Raw genomic sequence first — 16,345 nt, forward strand, 5'->3', positions numbered from 1 at the left:
CGGCTTCAGCCGCGAGCTTTTGTGTGATCTGCACTAAAAGCATCGCGGCTGACCTACCAAGCCGCGTAGGCCAGCCTATTTTTTTTGCCCACCGCAACCACCCTACGGCCGGCTCGATCCTTCGGCGGGGATAAACCCATCCTCTTCGCCGTTCGACTCACTCAGCCCGTCCTGCATGCGCCGCGCATCCGCCACGAAGCAGCGCGACGCCTGGAGCAGAAACAGCGTGGTGAGCAGCAGCGCCACCGGAATCACATACAGCGCGTCGTGCAGCCCGGCGGCCTTGAACACCTCCTGCATGTCGGCGGTGCCCGCCGCCAGCCGGGCCGTTTCGGCGAAGTGATCGGACAACAGCCCCACCACCACCGGCCCCAGACCGCCGCCCAGCAGATACAGCCCGGCGAAGAACAGCGCCATGGCGGTGGCGCGCAGCCGTGGCTCGACCACGTCCTGAATGGCCGGATAGGCCGTGGTGTAGAAGCAGTAGGAACACAGCCAGCCGACACTGAACAGCCCGACGAACCATGCCGCCTCGATGCGCCCGGCCAGCAGCGGCACGCCGGTGAACAGCGTGGCCAGCAACAGACTTAGCGCGCCGAACAGCAGCCGGCCGCGCGGCCATTGCTGGTGGGTGCGGTCGGCCAGCCAGCCGCCGGCGGTGAGGCCGATCAGGCCGGATACCCCGACAATCAGCCCGGTGGACAGCGCCGCCTGGTTCAGCGTCAGGGCGAAATAGCGCATCAGCAGCGGCACCATGAACAGGTTGCAGGCATACACCGCGAAGTTGAATGCCAACCCGGCCAGGACCAGCCAGCCGAAGGTGGGAATGGCCAGCAATCGGCGCAGCGGCCGGTCCACCGGCTGCGCCGCCATCACCCGCCCCTCCGCCGCGCCACGCGCCGGTTCGCGGATGAAGAAGATGAACAACGCCAGCAGCAGGCCCGGCACGGCGGCCAGGAAGAACGGCGCCCGCCAACTGCCGAAGGCCTCCACCATGGCGCCGACGGTGAAGAACGCCAGGGTCAGCCCCAGCGGCAGACCGAGCATGAACAGGCCCATGGCCCGTGCCCGGCGATCGGCGGGAAACAGGTCGCCGATCAGCGAGTTGGCCGCCGGCGCGTAGCTGGCCTCGCCGATGCCCACGCCCATGCGCATCAACAGGAAGCTCCAGAAATTCCAGGCCAGGCCATTGAGGGCGGTCAGGCCGCTCCACAGGGTCAGTCCCCAGCCCATGATGCGTGCCCGCGAGGCGGAATCAGCGAGCCGTCCAAGGGGAATGCCGGCCAGTGCATAGATCAGCGTGAAGGCAGTACCGAAGAGGCCGATCTGCAGGTCGCTGAGGTTCCACTCGCGGCGCACCGGCTCGGTGACGATGGCCGGGATGGTGCGGTCGAAGAAGTTGAACAGATTGGCGAGGAACAGCAGGAACAGCACACGCCAGGCGTTGGGAGCTTGGACGGCGGTGGGCGGCATGGTCGGCGGACTCCGGCAGAGGCTTCGACCGTTGACTGTAGAAGCGAAGGCGCACAAATGCCGGTCGTAGGGCGGACAACGTCGTGCCTGGCCGCCGAAGCGGTGGGCACGGCGGCTGGAAAAGCACTGACCGCCATGCGGCGGTGCTTTTCGTGGGAGCGGACGTGTCCGCGCGCTTTTGTGTTCGGGCAGGCGGTCAGGGCCGCCAGCGGGAAAGCCACCCCAGCCCGGCTTCGGTGCCCGCCGCGTCCGGACGGTACTCGGCGGCCAGCCAGTCGTCGTAGCCGGCCTCGCGCAGAGCCTGCAGCGCGGCGGTGAAGTCCAGCGCCCCGCTGCCCGGCGCGCCGCGCCCCGGACAGTCGGCGAACTGCACATGACCGATGCGCCCGGCCAGCGCCCGGATGGCCGTCGGCAGGTCCAGACCCTGGCGGGCCATGTGGTAGAGGTCGAGCTGGGCGAACAGATTGGGGTGCGCCACGGCGTCCAGCAGGCCGAGCAGATCCTCGGGGGTATTGACCAGAAAGCCCGGCATATCCAGCGGGTTGATGGCTTCGCAGTACACCCGGATGCCCAGCAGCTGGAACGCGTCGGCGGTGGTGCGCAGGTTGGCGGCCAGGGTGGCCAGGGCGTCTTCGCGGGCGACGCCGGCCGGCAGACGCCCGGCCAGCACGTTGACCGCCTGTGGGCGGGTCATGGCCGCATAACTCAGCGCCTCCTGCAGCGCCCGGTCGAAGTCGGCCTGGCGCGCCGGCACGCAGGCCAGCCCGTCGCCGCCCTGCATCAGGTCGCCGGCCGGCAGGTTGATCAGCACCAGCGGCAGCGCCAGGCGCTCCAGCTCCTCCTTCAGGCGCACGGCTGGCAGCTCGTAGGGAAACTGGATCTCCACGCCCTCGAAACCCGCGGCGCAGGCGGCGCGCGGCCGCTCGATCAGCGGGCGCTCGGTGAACAGCAGCGACAGATTGGCGGCGATTCTCACGGCCGGGCCTCCCGGTATTGCAGCACCAGCGTGGCCGGGTCGTGCTCCGCGTGGCCCTGGCCGGCATGGAGGCGCATCAGCTGGGCGGCCAGGCCGCTCATCGGCGTGGCGCTGCCCTGCTCGCGGGACAGGCGCACAGCGGTGTCCAGGTCCTTGAGCAGCGTGCGCACGTGCCACTTGATTGGCTCGAAACAGCTTTCGGCCATCTGCGGGGCAAGAATCTGCAGCGGTTTGGAATCGGCAAAGCCGCCGGCCAGCGCCGGTGCGATCAGCGCGGCATCCACCCCGGCCTTTTCCGCCAGCGCAACCACTTCGGCGATCACCAGCGCATTGCAGGCGACGATCATCTGGTTGCACACCTTGGTCACCTGCCCGGCGCCGACCTCGCCCATGCGCGTCAGCCGCTGGCCCAGATGCGCCAGCACCGGGCGAACGAGCTCGATATCGGCCTCCTGACCGCCGGCCATGATCGCCAGGGTGCCGGCCGCCGCGCCCGGCGTGCCGCCGGAAACCGGCGCATCCACCCAGCGCATGCCGGTGCGCGCCTCCAGTTCAGCGGCCATCTCGCGGGTGGCAGCCGGTTCCGCGCTGGAGAAATCCACCAGCAACTGGCCGGGCCGCGCACGCTCGACGATGCCACCGGCGCCGAACACCACGTCGCGCACGGCGGCAGTGTCCGCCAGGCAGAGCATGACAATGTCCGCCTCGCACAGATCGGCGGGATGGGCTGCGATGCGCGCACCGTTCGCCACCAGCGGCGCGCACTTGTCGGCGGAACGGTTCCAGACCGTGAGCGGAAAACCGGCCGCCAGCAGGCGGCGGCACATCGGCAGGCCCATCAGGCCGATGCCGGCGAAGGCGAGGGAAGGCAGGGCAGACATTCCGGACTCCAGTGAAGGGATTGCGCCAAGGGTATCCCATTATCCGTTCTGCTCGACCCAGGTCGCTGACGATGGCATTGACTCCGCGGGGGTTGTCCATAAGATTCCGGCCCAGCCTGATGTGGCGCCGGGCCATGCCTGGCCTGCATCAGCGCAGGCTGCCCGCAGCCCTCCCCCCGCATCCACTCCGCAAGGAAAGATATGAAACTGCAATGCACGCTGGCCGCCCTGGTTTTCGGCCTGAGCACCCTCGCCCAGGCCGCCCCGATAGATGACATGCTCGCCTCCGCCCGGGACAACCTGTATGTCGGCGTCAACGGATCGCTGTTCGACGACCCGACCGTGCTGGGCCTCGGCGCCCACGCCGGCGCGGTCCTGCACCCGAACCTGGCTGCCGAAGCCCGCCTGGGCCTGGGGTTGGGCGAGGATGACAACCTGGAAATCGACAACTACTTTGCCCTGCTGGCCAAGGGCATCCTGCCGGTCGATAGCAACCTGGCGGTGTACGGCGTCGCCGGCCTGGCCCGCGTGGCCTATTCGGTGGATGGCTGGTGGGGCAATGCCAGCGGCACCGAATCCGGCATCGCGCTGGGCATCGGCGCGCAGTACCACCCCACCCGGGAGCTGACGCTGAATGCCGAGTTCCTGATGCTTCCCGAAGTCGAGGCACTCAGCCTGGGTATCAGCCACCGGCTGTAAAAGCCGCGACCGACCGGTCACGACCATTGGCGCATGGTGGAATCCGCCCGCTTCGTGGTTTAACGGGGGGCCCGGATAACAAGAATGAGCCGCCATGCGCCCCACCCTTCGCCCGCTCGCCCCGCTCTTTCTGCTGCATGGCGCTACCCTGCTCGGCGCCTGGCTGATTCTGCGCGGGCTTGCGCTGCCCGCCGGGCTCGACCTGGCGGCACTGCTATTACTCGGCTTGTGGCCCTGGCTCAGGCTGCGCCGCTTGCGCGCGGACGCGCCGGCCAGCACCCAGCAGGAAGCCCAGGCGTTCCGCAACCTCAGCCAGGAACTCTCCCGGCATACCACCCAGAACGCGCTGGCCGCCGCCCAGGTGGCCTTCAATGTCGAACAGTTGGCGCAGCGCCTGCACTCGCAGCGCGACGCGCTGGGCGAGATCGCCCTGGGCGCCGAGGCGATGGTCAGCACCGGGCAGCAGAGCGCCGCACAGGCGCAACGGGCGCTGGAAGCCGCCGAGGCGATGCGCCAGGGCAGCGTCAGCGGCCAGGCGGAGCTGGAGCAGACCATTGCCCGCATGCGCCGGTTGAGCGCGCAGAGCCAGGCCAGTCGCGAACTGGTGGGCGAGCTGGCGACCCGTTCCGAGGAGATCCGCCGCATCGCCGATGTGATCGAGAGCATCGCCAGCCAGACCAACCTGCTGGCCCTCAACGCGGCCATCGAGGCGGCGCGGGCCGGTGACGCCGGGCGCGGCTTCGCGGTGGTGGCCGACGAGGTGCGCAACCTGGCCTCGCACACCGCCAGGGCCACCGAGGAGGTTCGCGCGCGCATCGCCGAGATCCACCAGCAGAGCGAAGCGGTGGTCACCCACATCCAGCGCCAGGCCGGCGAGCTGGACGAGACCGGCGCGCTGATCGAAGTCACCGGCCGCCAGTTGGGCAACATTGCCGAGCTGGCCGGCGATGTGGCCAGCCAGGTCAGCCAGATCGCCGCCGGCACCGAGGACAGCCAGCAACGCCTGACCGCTCAGTTCACCGCGCTCGACCGACTGCGCACCGATGTGCTGGACAGCGAAGGCCAGACGCGGCAGCTGGAACAGGCCGCCGGGCAACTGGTAACGCAGGCTGAAACGGTCAGCGAGCAGCTGGCCAACGTGCAGCTGGATGCCTATCACCAGCGTTTCTACGACCTGGCCCGCGAGGGCGCCGCCGCACTGGCGGCGCGTTTCGAGGCGGATCTGGCCAGCGGGCGACTCAGCATGGATGACCTGTTCGACCGTGACTACCAGGCCGTAGCCGGCACCGACCCAGTCCGCTATCACACCCGTTTCGATCGCTATGCCGACCAGGTGCTGCCGGCCATCCAGGAGCCGCTGCTGGCCCGCGACCCGGCGCTGGTGTACGCCATCGCCACCACGCCGGACGGCTATGTGCCCACCCACAACCAGGCCTTCAACCAGCCGCCGACCGGCGATCCCGAGGTGGACCAGCTGCGCAGCCGCAGCAAGCGCATCTTCAACGACCGCACCGGCCTCCGCTGCGGCAGCCATGAGCGCAACCTGCTGCTGCAGACGTACAGCCGCGACACCGGCGAGCTGATGCACGACCTGTCGGTCCCGGTCCACGTGCTTGGCCGCCACTGGGGCGGCCTGCGCCTGGGCTACCGGCCGCAGCAGGCCACCGCTCAGCCGCCCAGGTAGGCCTCGCGCACGCGCGGATCGCGCAGCAGCTCGTCGCCACTGCCCTGCATGACGATCCGGCCGTTTTCCAGCACGTAGCCGCGGTCGGCCAGCTTGAGCGCCTGGTTGGCGTTCTGCTCGACCAGGAAGACGGTCACCCCGTCACGGCGCAGTTGCTCGATGATCTCGAAGATCTGCTGGATGACGATCGGTGCCAGGCCCAGCGAGGGCTCGTCGAGCAACAGCAGCTTCGGCCGGCTCATCAGCGCGCGCGCAATAGCCAGCATCTGCTGCTCGCCGCCGGACATGGTGCCGCCGCGCTGGGCGAAGCGCTCCCTGAGGCGCGGGAACAGCGCCAGCACCCGCTCCAGTTCCTGCTGGTACTGGTCCTTGCGGGTGAAGAAGGCGCCCATGGCCAGGTTCTCCTCCACCGTCAGGCGGGCGAAGATGCGCCGGCCCTCGGGCACCACGGCAATGCTCTTGCGCATGATGTCGCAGGTGTCCAGGCCGACCAGCTCCTCGCCCTCGTAGCGGATGCTGCCGCTGGCGGCGCGCGGCGAGCCGCACAGGGTCATCAGCAGGGTCGACTTGCCGGCGCCGTTGGCGCCGATCAGGGTGACGATCTCGCCGCGCTCGACGCTGAGGCTGACACCGTGCAGGGCCTGGATCTTGCCGTAGAAGGTGGAAACGTTGTCGAACTGCAGCATCAGGTTTCCCCCAGGTAGGCCTTGATCACATCCGGATTGGCGCGAATCTCCGCCGGCGTGCCCTCGGCCAGCGGCGCGCCCTGGTTGATCACCAGGATGCGTTCGGAAATGCTCATCACCAGCTTCATGTCGTGCTCGATCAGCAGCACGGTCACCCCGTGCTCGTCGCGCAACTGGCCGATCAGCGTCTTGAGGTCCTCGGTCTCGCGGGGGTTTAGGCCGGCGGCCGGCTCGTCGAGCATCAGCAGGCGCGGCCGGGTCATCATGCAGCGTGCGATTTCCAGGCGGCGCTGCTGCCCATAGGCCAGCGTGCCCGCCGGGCGGTTGGCCACCTCGGTGAGGCTCATGCGCTCCAGCCACTCGGCGGCGCGGCCCATGGCCGCTCGCTCGCTCTGTCGGTAACCGGGGGTCTTGAACAGGCCGGCGAAGAAGTTGGTGTTGATGTGCTGGTGCTGGGCGACCAGCAGGTTCTCCACCGCGGTCATCTCCTTGAACAGGCGCACGTTCTGGAAGGTGCGCACCACGCCCTTGCAGGCGATGCGATGCCCCGGCAGGCCCTGGATCGGCTCGCCATCGAGGAGGATCTCTCCCGAGGTGGGGCGGTAGAAGCCGTTCAGGCAGTTGAACACGGTGGTCTTGCCGGCGCCGTTGGGGCCGATCATCGACACGATCTGCCCTTCCCGCACGCTGAGGTTCACGCCATTGACGGCCAGCAGGCCACCGAAGCGCATGCACAGGCCCCGGACTTCCAGCAGCGGGCGGCTCATGACTTCAACTCCAGGTGCGGGCGCTGCATGGGCAACAGGCCCTGCGGACGCCAGATCATCATGATGATCATGGTCAGGCCGAAGATCAGCATGCGGTACTCGTTGAACTCGCGCATTTCCTGCAGCAGCACCATGACCACCGCGGCGAGGATGATGCCCAGCTGCGAACCCATGCCGCCGAGCACCACGATGGCGAGGATCATCGCCGACTCGATGAAGGTGAAGGATTCCGGCGTCACCAGCCCCTGGCGCGCGGCGAAGAAGCTGCCGGCAAAGCCGGCGAAGGTGGCGCCCAGGGTGAACGCCGAGAGCTTGACGATGGTCGGGTTCAGGCCCAGCGAGCGACAGGCGATCTCGTCCTCGCGCAGCGCTTCCCAGGCCCTACCGATGGGCATGCGCATCAGCCGGTTGATGACGAACAGCGCCAGCAGCACCAGCAGCAGGGCGATCAGGTAGAGGAAGATCACCTTGTAGGTGGAGTCGTAGGGAATGCCGAAGAAGCCGTGGAAGGTCTCCAGTCCCTCCGGTGCGCGGCGGTCGAAGCTCAGCCCGAACAGCGTCGGCTTGGGAATCTGGCTGATGCCGTTCGGCCCGCCGGTGATGCTGGTGAGGTTGCGCAGCAGGATGCGGATGATCTCGCCGAAACCCAGGGTGACGATGGCCAGGTAGTCGCCGCGCAGGCGCAGCACCGGGAAGCCCAGCAGGCAACCGAAGGTGGCGGCCATCAGGCCGGCGATCGGCAGCGCCAGCCAGAAGCCGAAGCCGGCGTACTCGGCGAGCAGCGCATAGGTGTAGGCACCCACCGCGTAGAAGCCGACGTAGCCGAGGTCGAGCAGGCCGGCCAGGCCGACCACGATGTTCAGGCCGATGCCGAGCATCACGTAGATGAGGATCAGCGTGGCGATGTCCACCGCCGCCCGCGAGCCGAAGAACGGCCAGACCAGCGCCAGCATCACCAGGGCGAGAATGATCCAGCGCTGGGTGGACGGCAGGGTCAGCCAGTTCTTCACCTGGCCCGGCACCGACGGCGTCATGGCCGCCAGGCGACCCGCGCCCGGCAGACGGTCACGCAGCAGCTGCCAGGTGAACATCGCCACGGCGGCCAGGCCGATGGTCCACAGGGTGCGCGCATCGGCGCCTTCCACCTGCAGGCCGATGCCGATCACGCTCAGTTTCAGGCCGAGGATCGGGTAGGAGATCAGCAACAGCAGCAGGGTGCTGAACAGCGCGGTCTTGAGGTTGCGGCTCATACCTTTTCCACCTCCGGACGGCCGAGGATCCCGGTGGGACGGAACAGCAGCACCAGCACCAGCAGGCTGAAGGCCACCACGTCCTTGTACTGGTCACCGAACAGGTCGGCGCCGAACGCCTCGGCCACGCCGAGCAGCAGGCCGCCAAGCACCGCGCCGGGAATGCTGCCGATACCGCCAAGCACCGCGGCGGTGAACGCCTTGATGCCGGCCAGGAAGCCCAGGTGCGGATTGATCACCCCGTACTGCATGCCGAGCAGCACGCCGGCCACGGCGGCCAGTGCAGCGCCGATGACGAAGGTCAGCGCGATGATCTGGTTGGTGTTGATGCCCAGCAGGTTGGCCATCTTCAGGTCTTCGGCGCAGGCGCGGCAGGCACGTCCCAGGCGCGAGCGGGAGATGAACAGGCTCAGGCCCAGCATGGCCAGGAAGGTGACCACGAAGATCAGCACCTGCATGTAGGAAATGGTCACCCCGCTCATGGCGCTTTCCCCCAGCACGAAGTTGCCGGGCAGCAGGCTGGGGATGGCCTTGTCCTTGGAGTCCTGGGACAGCATCACCATGTTCTGCAGGAAGATCGACATGCCGATCGCGGAGATCAGCGGGATCAGCCGGTTGCCGCCGCGCAGCGGCCGGTAGGCGACCCGTTCGATGCTGTAGCCGTAGGCGCTGGTGACGATCATGCTGGCCGCGAAGGCGACGAACATGATCGGCAGCAGGCTGTCGACGCCGGCCATGGCCAGCAGGGTAATGGCGATGAAGGCGATGTACGAGCCGATCATGTACACCTCGCCGTGGGCGAAGTTGATCATGCCGATGATGCCGTACACCATCGTGTAGCCGATGGCGATCAGCGCGTAGGTGCTGCCGATGGTCAGGCCGTTCACCAGTTGCTGAAGGTAGTGATAGAGCTCGGGCATTGCGGATTACCTCGTGCCGTCCGGCCGCCACAAGGCGGCCGACGGGTCCGTAAGGCACATGCGAAAGGAGCCCGCCGCGCAGGCGGTGGGCTCCCGGTCATGACGGACTTACTTGGTGGCTTCGCTCTTGGTGCCGTCCTGGTGCCATTCGTAGACCACGAAGCTGAAATCCTTCAGGTCGCCCTTCTCGTCGAAGGCCAGGGTGCCGGTGGGCGTGTCGAAGGTGTTGGCGCGCAGGGCGGCGGCCACCTTCTCGGTGTCGGTGCCGCCGGCCTTCTCGATACCCTGGGCGATCACCTGCACGGCGGCATAGGCGGGGAATACGAACGGACCGCTCGGGTCTTCCTTCTTCGCCTTGAAGGCCTCGACCAGCGCCTTGTTCTTCGGGTCCTGGTCGAAGGAGCGCGGCAGGGTCACCAGCAGACCTTCGGAGGCCGGGCCGGCGATGGCGGAGATTTCCTTGTTGCCGACGCCCTCGGGGCCCATGAAGCGGGCGGCCAGGCCGCGCTCCTTGCTCTGACGCAGCAGCAGGCCGAGCTCGGGGTGGTAGCCGCCGTAGTAGACGAAGTCGACATTGGCGCGCTTGAGCTTGGCGATCAGCGCGGAGAAGTCCTTGTCGCCGGCGTTGATGCCCTCGAAGGCCACCACATTGATGCCCTTGGCCTTGAGGGTGTCACGCACGGCGGTGGCGATGCCTTCGCCGTATTGCTGCTTGTCGTGCACCACGGCCACGGCCTTGGGCTTCACCTTGTCGGCGATGAAGTTGCCGGCGGTCGGACCCTGCAGGTTGTCCAGGCCGATGGTGCGGAAGATCAGCTGGTAGCCGCGCGCGGTGACGTCCGGGCTGGTGGAGGCGGGGGTGATCATGAGGATGCCCTCGTCCTCGTAAATATCCGAGGCGGGCTGGGTGGAACTGGAACACAGGTGGCCGACCACGAAGGAGATGCCGTCGTTGACGATCTTGTTGGCCACGGCCACGGCCTGCTTGGGATCGCAGGCGTCATCGTAGACCACGCCTTCGAGCTGGGCGCCTTTGACGCCACCGGCCTTGTTGATCTGCTCGATGGCCATGCGCGCGCCAACGAACTGCATTTCGCCGTACTGCGCGACGGCACCCGTCACCGGTCCGGCCAGCGCGATCCTGATGTTGTCGGCGGCCAGGGCCTGACTGGCGCAGCCGGCCAGGGCCATTGCGGTAATGAGCTTGCGCAGGTGCTGTGTCGACTTGGTCATAGTGTCCACTCTTCTGATTGTTGTCGTCCGGGATGACTGAAACCACAGGCAGTGCCCGATGAGTGTAGAGCGCCATTTCCCGCCTTGGGAAGCCGCCATGGCCCCGGTCGGAGCGCCTGGTCTCGAATTGAAACAAAGCCTCCGTGCCCGAGCGACGTACCCCATGGTTTTTCCACCGACAGCGGTGCGGGTATCATTGCCGCCCGCTCAATCCGGTGAATGCCATGTCCTCGCAAACCCAAAGCACTCTTTATGCCAAGCTGCTGGGCGAAACCGCCACGATCCGCTGGGAGGAACTGCAGCCGTTCTTCGCCAAGGGCAGCCTGTTATGGGTCGATGCCAGCCTGGATCTGGTGGCCGTGGCCGAAGCCGTGGCCGGGGATGACCAGTCGAAAGTCGCCACGTGGCTGACCTCGGGCCAGCTGGAACGCATCAGCGCCGAGCACGCCGAAGACTGGCAGCGCCGCGATCCGTATCTCTGGGCGGTGGTAGTGGCACCCTGGGTGCTGGTGCAGGAGCGCGCCGGCAGCGCCGCGATGCACTAAGACGGTGCTTCAGCATCCGCAGGAATTGTAGGAGCGGCTTCAGCCGCGACGCCCTTGCGTACCCCGCAGCCTTCGCGACTACAGCCGCTCCTACAAAAAAACGAATGGCGCCTAGGCTGAGGAAACCCTTCCCCTGCTTCCGAGGCGCCCATGTTCGAACCCGGCCATCTGCACCGCGCCAGCCTGCCGGGCGACTCCCCCGCCTGGCATCTCGACCTCCACTACGAGGTGCGGCACGACGCCCGGGAAGGACCGATGCTCCACCTGCGCATTTCCGGTGAGCTGGACGGCAAGCCGTTCGCCGAGGAGCTGAGCCTGCACCGCGACACCGCGCCGAACTTCGCCAGCCAGGTGGCCCGTATCGCCGAACGTCACGGCCTGCCGGTGGCGGAGCACAGTCCTATCCTGCCGAATCATGCGGAGTACGACCGGATGTTCGAGGACATTCGCGAACGCCTGGCTCTGCAGCCCGGCGAGCCGGTGGATCTGGAGCATGTGGCGCAGGACAAGCCGCCGACGGTGTGAGCGGCGCGTGGTGCACTGTGGGAGCGAATTCGTTCGCGAGCTTCTGGTATCAGCCAAGGAAAAGCTCGCGGACAAGTCCGCTCCCACAGGCGCAAGCGCGCTCGCGCTTATTGAGTCACCCAGCGCTGGCGCACCCAACCGCTCAGCGCGTCGACACCCAGCACCAGCAGCAACATGGCGAGGATCACCGTGGCGGCCTGGGCTTCCTGGAACAGGCTCAGGCTGATGTAGAGCATCTGCCCCAGCCCGCCAGCGCCGACGAAGCCGAGCACGCTGGCCATGCGGATATTGTTTTCCCAGCGATACAGCGTGTAGGCCACCAGCTGCGGCCAGACACCCGGCAGCGTGCCGTAGCAGAACGCAGCGACCCGCCCTCCTCCGGCCAGACGCACCGCGTCGGCCGGCTCGGCCGGCGTGTTCTCCAGCGCCTCGGCGAACAGCCGGCCCAGCACCCCGGCGGTGTGCAGCGCCAGCGCCAGCGTGCCGGCATTCGGTCCGAGTCCGGTGGCCAGCACCATCAGCGCCGCCCACACCAGTTCCGGAATGGCCCGCAGGGCGTTGAGCAGCAAACGCGACGCCTGCAGCGCCAGGACGCCATAGCGGCCGGAAGCCGGCAGCGCCAGCGCCAGACCGAGCAGCGCGGCCAGCAGGGTGCCCAGCGCCGACATGGCCAGGGTTTCCAGCGCGCCGCGACCGATGGCGTTCAGGTGTGGCGCGGAGAAATCCGGCGACAGGAAACCGCTGGCGTAGTCGGCCATCTGGCTCAGCCCGTCAGCGCTGACCAGGTTGGCGAAGTCCAGGTCGAGGAACTGGAAGGACCAGAGCACCGCGAGCAGCAAGGCGGCCAGCAGGCCATTGATCAGGCGTGTCATGTGTAGCGCTCCCGCAGCAGCCGACTGAGCCGGTCAGCCAGCAGCACCAGCAGCAGGAAGGTGAGCAGCATGCTGGCCACTTCGCCGCCGGCGAACATGCGCAGCGACAGGTCCATCTGCTGGCCCAGCCCGCCCGCGCCGACGAAGCCCATCACCACCGAGGCGCGAACGGCGCACTCCCAGCGGTACACGGTGTAGGAGAGCATTTCCGAGGCGGCATTCGGCAATATGCCGTAGGCGAAGGCCGCCAGCCGTCCGCTGCCCGCGCCGAGCAGGGCCCGGGTAGGACGCGGGTCCACCGACTCGAAGATTTCCGCGTAGACCTTGCCGAGCATGCCGCTGTAGGTAATGGCGATGGCCAGCACCCCGGCGGTCGGGCCGAGGCCGACGGCGCGCACGAACAGCAGGGCCCAGACGATCTCCGGCACGCTGCGCAGCACGATCAGCAGGCCGCGCACCGGCCAGCGCAACGCGACGGCCCACCCGGCCGGACGCCCACCGCTCGGCAACGCCGACAGCGACAGCGCCCGAGTGGCCAGCAGCGCGCAGGGCGTGGCGATCAGCAATGCCAGACACATGCCTGCCGTGGCGATGGCCAGGGTTTCCAGGGTGGCCTGCCAGAGCAGCTGCAGGAAGGACGCATCGTGGGCCGGCGGCCAGAAGCCAGCCAGGAAGCCGCCCATCACAGTGGCGTTGTCAGCGCGGAACAGCGCCGTCAGGTCCAGCTCGCTGAGCGACAGGCCGGGCCACAGCAGCGCCAGCGCCAGCAGGGTCAACAGCAGCCGCGGCAGAGCCGCCGGGTCTCGGGGAAGGCTATTCATCAGCAGCGCGGAATGATCGGTTGCAGCGGCGCGTGAGACTCGGGCGCCTGCTGCAGTTGCGCGTTGGCGTACAGGGCCTGCAGCTCGGCGGCCGTCACCTCGGCGGCGGGACGGTCGAAGACAATGCGTCCGTCACGCACGCCGACGATGCGCGGGAAGTGTTCGAGGGCCAGCTCCACGGCGTGCACACTGGCCAGCAGGCTGATGCCGCGCTGGGCCGCCTCGCGATTGAGCAGCGCCAGGGTATGGCCAGCGAGGATCGGATCCATGGCCGACACCGGCTCGTCGGCCAGCATCAGCTCCGGGGATTGATACAGCACGCGAGCGATGCCGACCCGCTGCAGCTGCCCGCCCGACAGCTGATCGCAGCGCGCAAACAGCTTGTCGGCGAGATCCAGACGCGCCAGCGCATCGCGTACCCCGCCGCGGTCAAGGGGATGGACCAGGTTCGCCAGCGCACGCAGCGTCGACCAACGCCCGATGCGCCCGGCGCCCACCGCCGTGACCACGCGCTGGCGCGGCGGCAACGGCGGCGCCTGGTGCACCAGGCCAATGCGCGCGCGCAGTCGCTGGCGGGCACGGGACGACAGCGCCCAGGGCTGCTCGCCGAGCAGCTCCAGGCGGCCATGGCTGGGGCGCAAGCGGGTGGCCAGCAGATTGAGCAGCGTGGTCTTGCCGGCCCCGGAAGGCCCGATCACCGCCACTCGTTCGCCGGGCGCCACGCTCAGCTCGATGTCGGAAAGGGTCTGCACCCCGTTGGCGTGGACAAAGCCCACGCCGGCCAGTCGAACGCTCACTCCTTCAGCAGCCCTGCCGAACGGGCCGCCTGCTCGATGCTCTGGTAGTTTTCCGGCTGGGTTTCGACGAAGCGGCTGGCAGCCTGCAGGTCGAGAATCGCCTTGTGCTCCGGATTGGCCGGATCGAGGGCCAGGAAGGCCGCCTGAATGCGCTGCGCCAGCTCGGCATCCAGGCCGCCGCGCACCGTCCAGTTGTAGTCGTAGTAGGTGGGCGTGGTGGCGAACACGCGCACCTTGCCGGTATCCACCTTGCCGCTGGCCACCAGCTTGTCCCATACCGAGGCATTCAGCACCCCGGCGTCGGCACGACCGGCCTGCACCCAGGCGGCGGTGGCGTCATGGGCGCCGGAATAGGCCACGCGGCTGAAATGCTCTTCCGGCACCACGCCGTCCTGCAGCATGAAGTAGCGCGGCATCAGGCTGCCGGAGGTGGAGGAAATCGAGCCGAAGGCGAAGGTCTTGCCCTTGAGGTCGGCCAGCGATTGCACCTTGGGATCGGCGGTGACGAACTTGCTGGTGAACACCCGGTCCTGCTCGCGCTGCACCAGCGGGCGGGCCTCGGCATCCTTCAGGTGCAACTGCACGAAGGTGAAACCGCCCAGCCAGGCCAGGTCGATGCGGTCGCTGGCCATGGATTCCACCACGGCGGCGTAATCCGAGACCGGCACGAACTTCACCGGCATGCCCAGTTGCTGCTCCAGGTAGGCCCCCAGCGGCTTGAACTTGCGCAGCAGTTCGGTGGGCGCTTCGTCCGGGATGGCGGATACGCGCAGCACCTCGGCGGCGTGGGTAAATGCGGCGGACAGGGACAGGACGACACTGGCGACCAGCGTCAGGGGACGGTTGAGCATGGGATTCTCCGGTTCAATAGCGGAAAAGGGTCGGGCGGCGCGGATTATAGGAGGCGCGCGCAGGCGGCGTAAGGGCTCAATGCGGCTACGCTCATTTTCATGCCCTGCCGACGGAGATCGCCGCGATGCTGCGCCACCTTCCACTGCTCCTGGTCGCACTGCTGTTGAGCGGCTGCGGCATCAACAACATTCCCAGCTATGACGAGCAGGTGAAATCCGCCTGGGCGCAGGTGGAGAACCAGTACCAGCGGCGCGCCGACCTGATTCCCAACCTGGTGGAGACCGTGAAGGGTTTCGCGCGCCAGGAACAGGAAACCCTCACGGCGGTCATCGAGGCCCGCGCCCGGGCCACCTCCATCCAGGTGGATGCCTCCACGCTGGACAACCCCGAGCAGCTGCGCCAGTTCGATCAGGCCCAGCAGCAGCTCAGCGGCGCCCTGAGCCGCCTGATGGTGGTGGTAGAGCGCTATCCGGACCTCAAGTCCAACCAGAACTTCCTGGCCCTGCAGTCACAGCTGGAAGGCACCGAAAACCGCATCGCGGTGGCGCGCCGCGACTTTATCGCCGCCGTGCAGCGCTACAACACCGAGATCCGCACCTTCCCGGGGCGCATCTGGCACACGTTGCTGTACAGCGACATGCCGCTGCGCGAGACCTTCGAGGCCACCGCACCGGACGCCGAGCAGGCGCCGGCCGTGCGCTTCTGATGCTCCGCGCGCTGTCCGGTCTGTGCCTGGTTTTCTGGGCCGTGCTGGCATTCGCCCAGCCGCCGGTGCCCGCGCTCACCGGCCGGGTGGTCGACCGCGCCGAACTGCTCGACGCCGCCCAGGAGGCCGAGCTGAACCGTCTGCTGGCCGGCCACGAGCAGGCCACCGGCGACCAGCTGGTGGTGGTCACGTTGCCCGACCTGGCCGGACGCAGCATCGAGGAAACCGGGCTCGCGCTGGGGCGTGAGTGGGGCATCGGCCAGAAGGGTCGCGACAATGGCGCGCTGCTGATCGTGGCCCAGGCCGAACGCCGCATCCGCATCGAGGTCGGCTATGGCCTGGAGGATCGCCTGACCGATGCGCAGAGTGCGCTGATCATCCACAATCTGATCGCCCCGGCGTTTCGCCAGGGCGATTTCGCCGGCGGGATTCGTGCCGGGGTGGAAGGGATGATCCAGGTGGTCGGTGGCGAGCCTATGGAGGGCTATCTACCGGCGCTGGGCCAGCCCGCCCAGGAGCAGCCACCGCTGCTGGTGCTGCTGATTGTGTTCCTGGTGATGCTGGCGGTGATCGGCATCGGCGGAGGCCGTGGCGGCCGCGGCCGGCAGGCGCGCTCGGTCATGGCCGCCGCCGCATTGGGCGCGCTAATGGGCCGGGG

At 68.0% G+C, this 16,345-nt stretch carries 18 protein-coding genes; 6 read left to right on the forward strand and 12 right to left on the reverse strand.

What is annotated here, in order from left to right; translation table 11 throughout:
* Nucleotides 1-102: 102 nt before the first annotated feature.
* The 3 genes from AS93_RS0111960 to AS93_RS0111970 form a co-directional block, all read right to left on the reverse strand.
* A complete protein-coding gene (locus tag AS93_RS0111960; protein WP_027590831.1) occupies nt 103-1,473 on the reverse strand; it encodes an MFS transporter in 1,371 nt (456 codons plus the stop codon).
* Between the two features lie 196 nt (nt 1,474-1,669).
* Nucleotides 1,670-2,449 (reverse strand): TIM barrel protein, encoded by a 780-nt coding sequence (locus AS93_RS0111965; RefSeq protein WP_027590832.1) that lies wholly within the window; start codon nt 2,447-2,449, stop codon nt 1,670-1,672.
* On the reverse strand, nt 2,446-3,330 hold the full coding sequence (locus tag AS93_RS0111970) for an NAD(P)-dependent oxidoreductase (RefSeq protein ID WP_027590833.1): 885 nt from the start codon (nt 3,328-3,330) through the stop codon (nt 2,446-2,448). The genes AS93_RS0111965 and AS93_RS0111970 overlap by 4 nt, the downstream gene beginning before the upstream one ends.
* Before the next feature lie 201 nt (nt 3,331-3,531).
* On the opposite strand from AS93_RS0111970, the gene AS93_RS0111975 reads away from it, so the two are divergent.
* Nucleotides 3,532-4,029, forward strand: a complete 498-nt coding sequence (locus AS93_RS0111975) for an outer membrane beta-barrel protein (RefSeq protein WP_027590834.1) — start codon at nt 3,532-3,534, stop codon at nt 4,027-4,029.
* Nucleotides 4,030-4,123: 94 nt separating this feature from the next.
* Entirely contained in the window at nt 4,124-5,713 is a 1,590-nt protein-coding gene (locus AS93_RS0111980) for a methyl-accepting chemotaxis protein (RefSeq protein ID WP_027590835.1), read from the forward strand.
* Here AS93_RS0111980 and AS93_RS0111985 read toward each other — a convergent pair.
* From AS93_RS0111985 to AS93_RS0112005, 5 genes are all read right to left on the reverse strand, one after another.
* Nucleotides 5,698-6,399: an ABC transporter ATP-binding protein gene (locus AS93_RS0111985; RefSeq protein ID WP_027590836.1), complete on the reverse strand. Its 702-nt coding sequence runs from the start codon at nt 6,397-6,399 to the stop codon at nt 5,698-5,700. The two genes, AS93_RS0111980 and AS93_RS0111985, sit on opposite strands and share 16 nt — an antisense overlap.
* Nucleotides 6,399-7,166 carry a high-affinity branched-chain amino acid ABC transporter ATP-binding protein LivG gene (livG, locus tag AS93_RS0111990; protein WP_027590837.1) on the reverse strand — a complete coding sequence of 256 codons (768 nt, stop codon included), beginning with the start codon at nt 7,164-7,166 and terminating at the stop codon, nt 6,399-6,401. Before livG ends, AS93_RS0111985 begins: the two co-directional genes overlap by 1 nt.
* On the reverse strand, nt 7,163-8,416 hold the full coding sequence (locus AS93_RS0111995) for a high-affinity branched-chain amino acid ABC transporter permease LivM (RefSeq protein WP_027590838.1): 1,254 nt from the start codon (nt 8,414-8,416) through the stop codon (nt 7,163-7,165). The genes livG and AS93_RS0111995 overlap by 4 nt, the downstream gene beginning before the upstream one ends.
* Complete coding sequence (gene livH / locus AS93_RS0112000; protein WP_027590839.1) at nt 8,413-9,336, reverse strand: high-affinity branched-chain amino acid ABC transporter permease LivH; 924 nt, start codon at nt 9,334-9,336, stop codon at nt 8,413-8,415. The genes AS93_RS0111995 and livH overlap by 4 nt, the downstream gene beginning before the upstream one ends.
* Before the next feature lie 108 nt (nt 9,337-9,444).
* A complete protein-coding gene (locus tag AS93_RS0112005) occupies nt 9,445-10,569 on the reverse strand; it encodes a branched-chain amino acid ABC transporter substrate-binding protein (protein WP_027590840.1) in 1,125 nt (374 codons plus the stop codon).
* A 224-nt stretch (nt 10,570-10,793) separates the two neighbouring features.
* Between AS93_RS0112005 and AS93_RS0112010 the strand changes: the two genes are divergently transcribed.
* Nucleotides 10,794-11,114: a DUF2288 domain-containing protein gene (locus AS93_RS0112010; RefSeq protein WP_027590841.1), complete on the forward strand. Its 321-nt coding sequence runs from the start codon at nt 10,794-10,796 to the stop codon at nt 11,112-11,114.
* 150 nt (nt 11,115-11,264) lie between these two features.
* Nucleotides 11,265-11,639 carry a DUF5064 family protein gene (locus AS93_RS0112015; protein ID WP_027590842.1) on the forward strand — a complete coding sequence of 125 codons (375 nt, stop codon included), beginning with the start codon at nt 11,265-11,267 and terminating at the stop codon, nt 11,637-11,639.
* Between the two features lie 107 nt (nt 11,640-11,746).
* Here AS93_RS0112015 and phnE read toward each other — a convergent pair whose 3' ends face one another.
* Genes phnE through AS93_RS0112035 form a run of 4 tightly spaced genes read right to left on the reverse strand, consistent with a single transcriptional unit; the run spans nt 11,747 to nt 14,980 of the window.
* On the reverse strand, nt 11,747-12,511 hold the full coding sequence (phnE, locus tag AS93_RS0112020; protein WP_037009113.1) for a phosphonate ABC transporter, permease protein PhnE: 765 nt from the start codon (nt 12,509-12,511) through the stop codon (nt 11,747-11,749).
* Nucleotides 12,508-13,335, reverse strand: coding sequence for an ABC transporter permease (locus AS93_RS0112025; RefSeq protein ID WP_027590844.1), 828 nt, complete (start codon nt 13,333-13,335; stop codon nt 12,508-12,510). The genes phnE and AS93_RS0112025 overlap by 4 nt, the downstream gene beginning before the upstream one ends.
* Nucleotides 13,332-14,129 (reverse strand): phosphonate ABC transporter ATP-binding protein, encoded by a 798-nt coding sequence (locus AS93_RS0112030; RefSeq protein WP_027590845.1) that lies wholly within the window; start codon nt 14,127-14,129, stop codon nt 13,332-13,334. The genes AS93_RS0112025 and AS93_RS0112030 overlap by 4 nt, the downstream gene beginning before the upstream one ends.
* Nucleotides 14,126-14,980 carry a putative selenate ABC transporter substrate-binding protein gene (locus AS93_RS0112035; protein WP_027590846.1) on the reverse strand — a complete coding sequence of 285 codons (855 nt, stop codon included), beginning with the start codon at nt 14,978-14,980 and terminating at the stop codon, nt 14,126-14,128. The genes AS93_RS0112030 and AS93_RS0112035 overlap by 4 nt, the downstream gene beginning before the upstream one ends.
* A 125-nt stretch (nt 14,981-15,105) precedes the next feature.
* Between AS93_RS0112035 and AS93_RS0112040 the strand changes: the two genes are divergently transcribed.
* Both AS93_RS0112040 and AS93_RS0112045 read left to right on the forward strand, forming a co-directional pair.
* Nucleotides 15,106-15,687 carry a LemA family protein gene (locus AS93_RS0112040; protein WP_037009118.1) on the forward strand — a complete coding sequence of 194 codons (582 nt, stop codon included), beginning with the start codon at nt 15,106-15,108 and terminating at the stop codon, nt 15,685-15,687.
* Nucleotides 15,687-16,345 (forward strand): TPM domain-containing protein (locus AS93_RS0112045; protein ID WP_037009120.1); only part of this gene is annotated, 659 nt, incomplete at its 3' end. The genes AS93_RS0112040 and AS93_RS0112045, both read left to right, overlap by 1 nt.

Origin of the sequence: Pseudomonas sp. RL (genome assembly GCF_000647775.1) — a bacterium.
In the GTDB taxonomy this organism is placed as follows: domain Bacteria; phylum Pseudomonadota; class Gammaproteobacteria; order Pseudomonadales; family Pseudomonadaceae; genus Serpens; species Serpens flexibilis.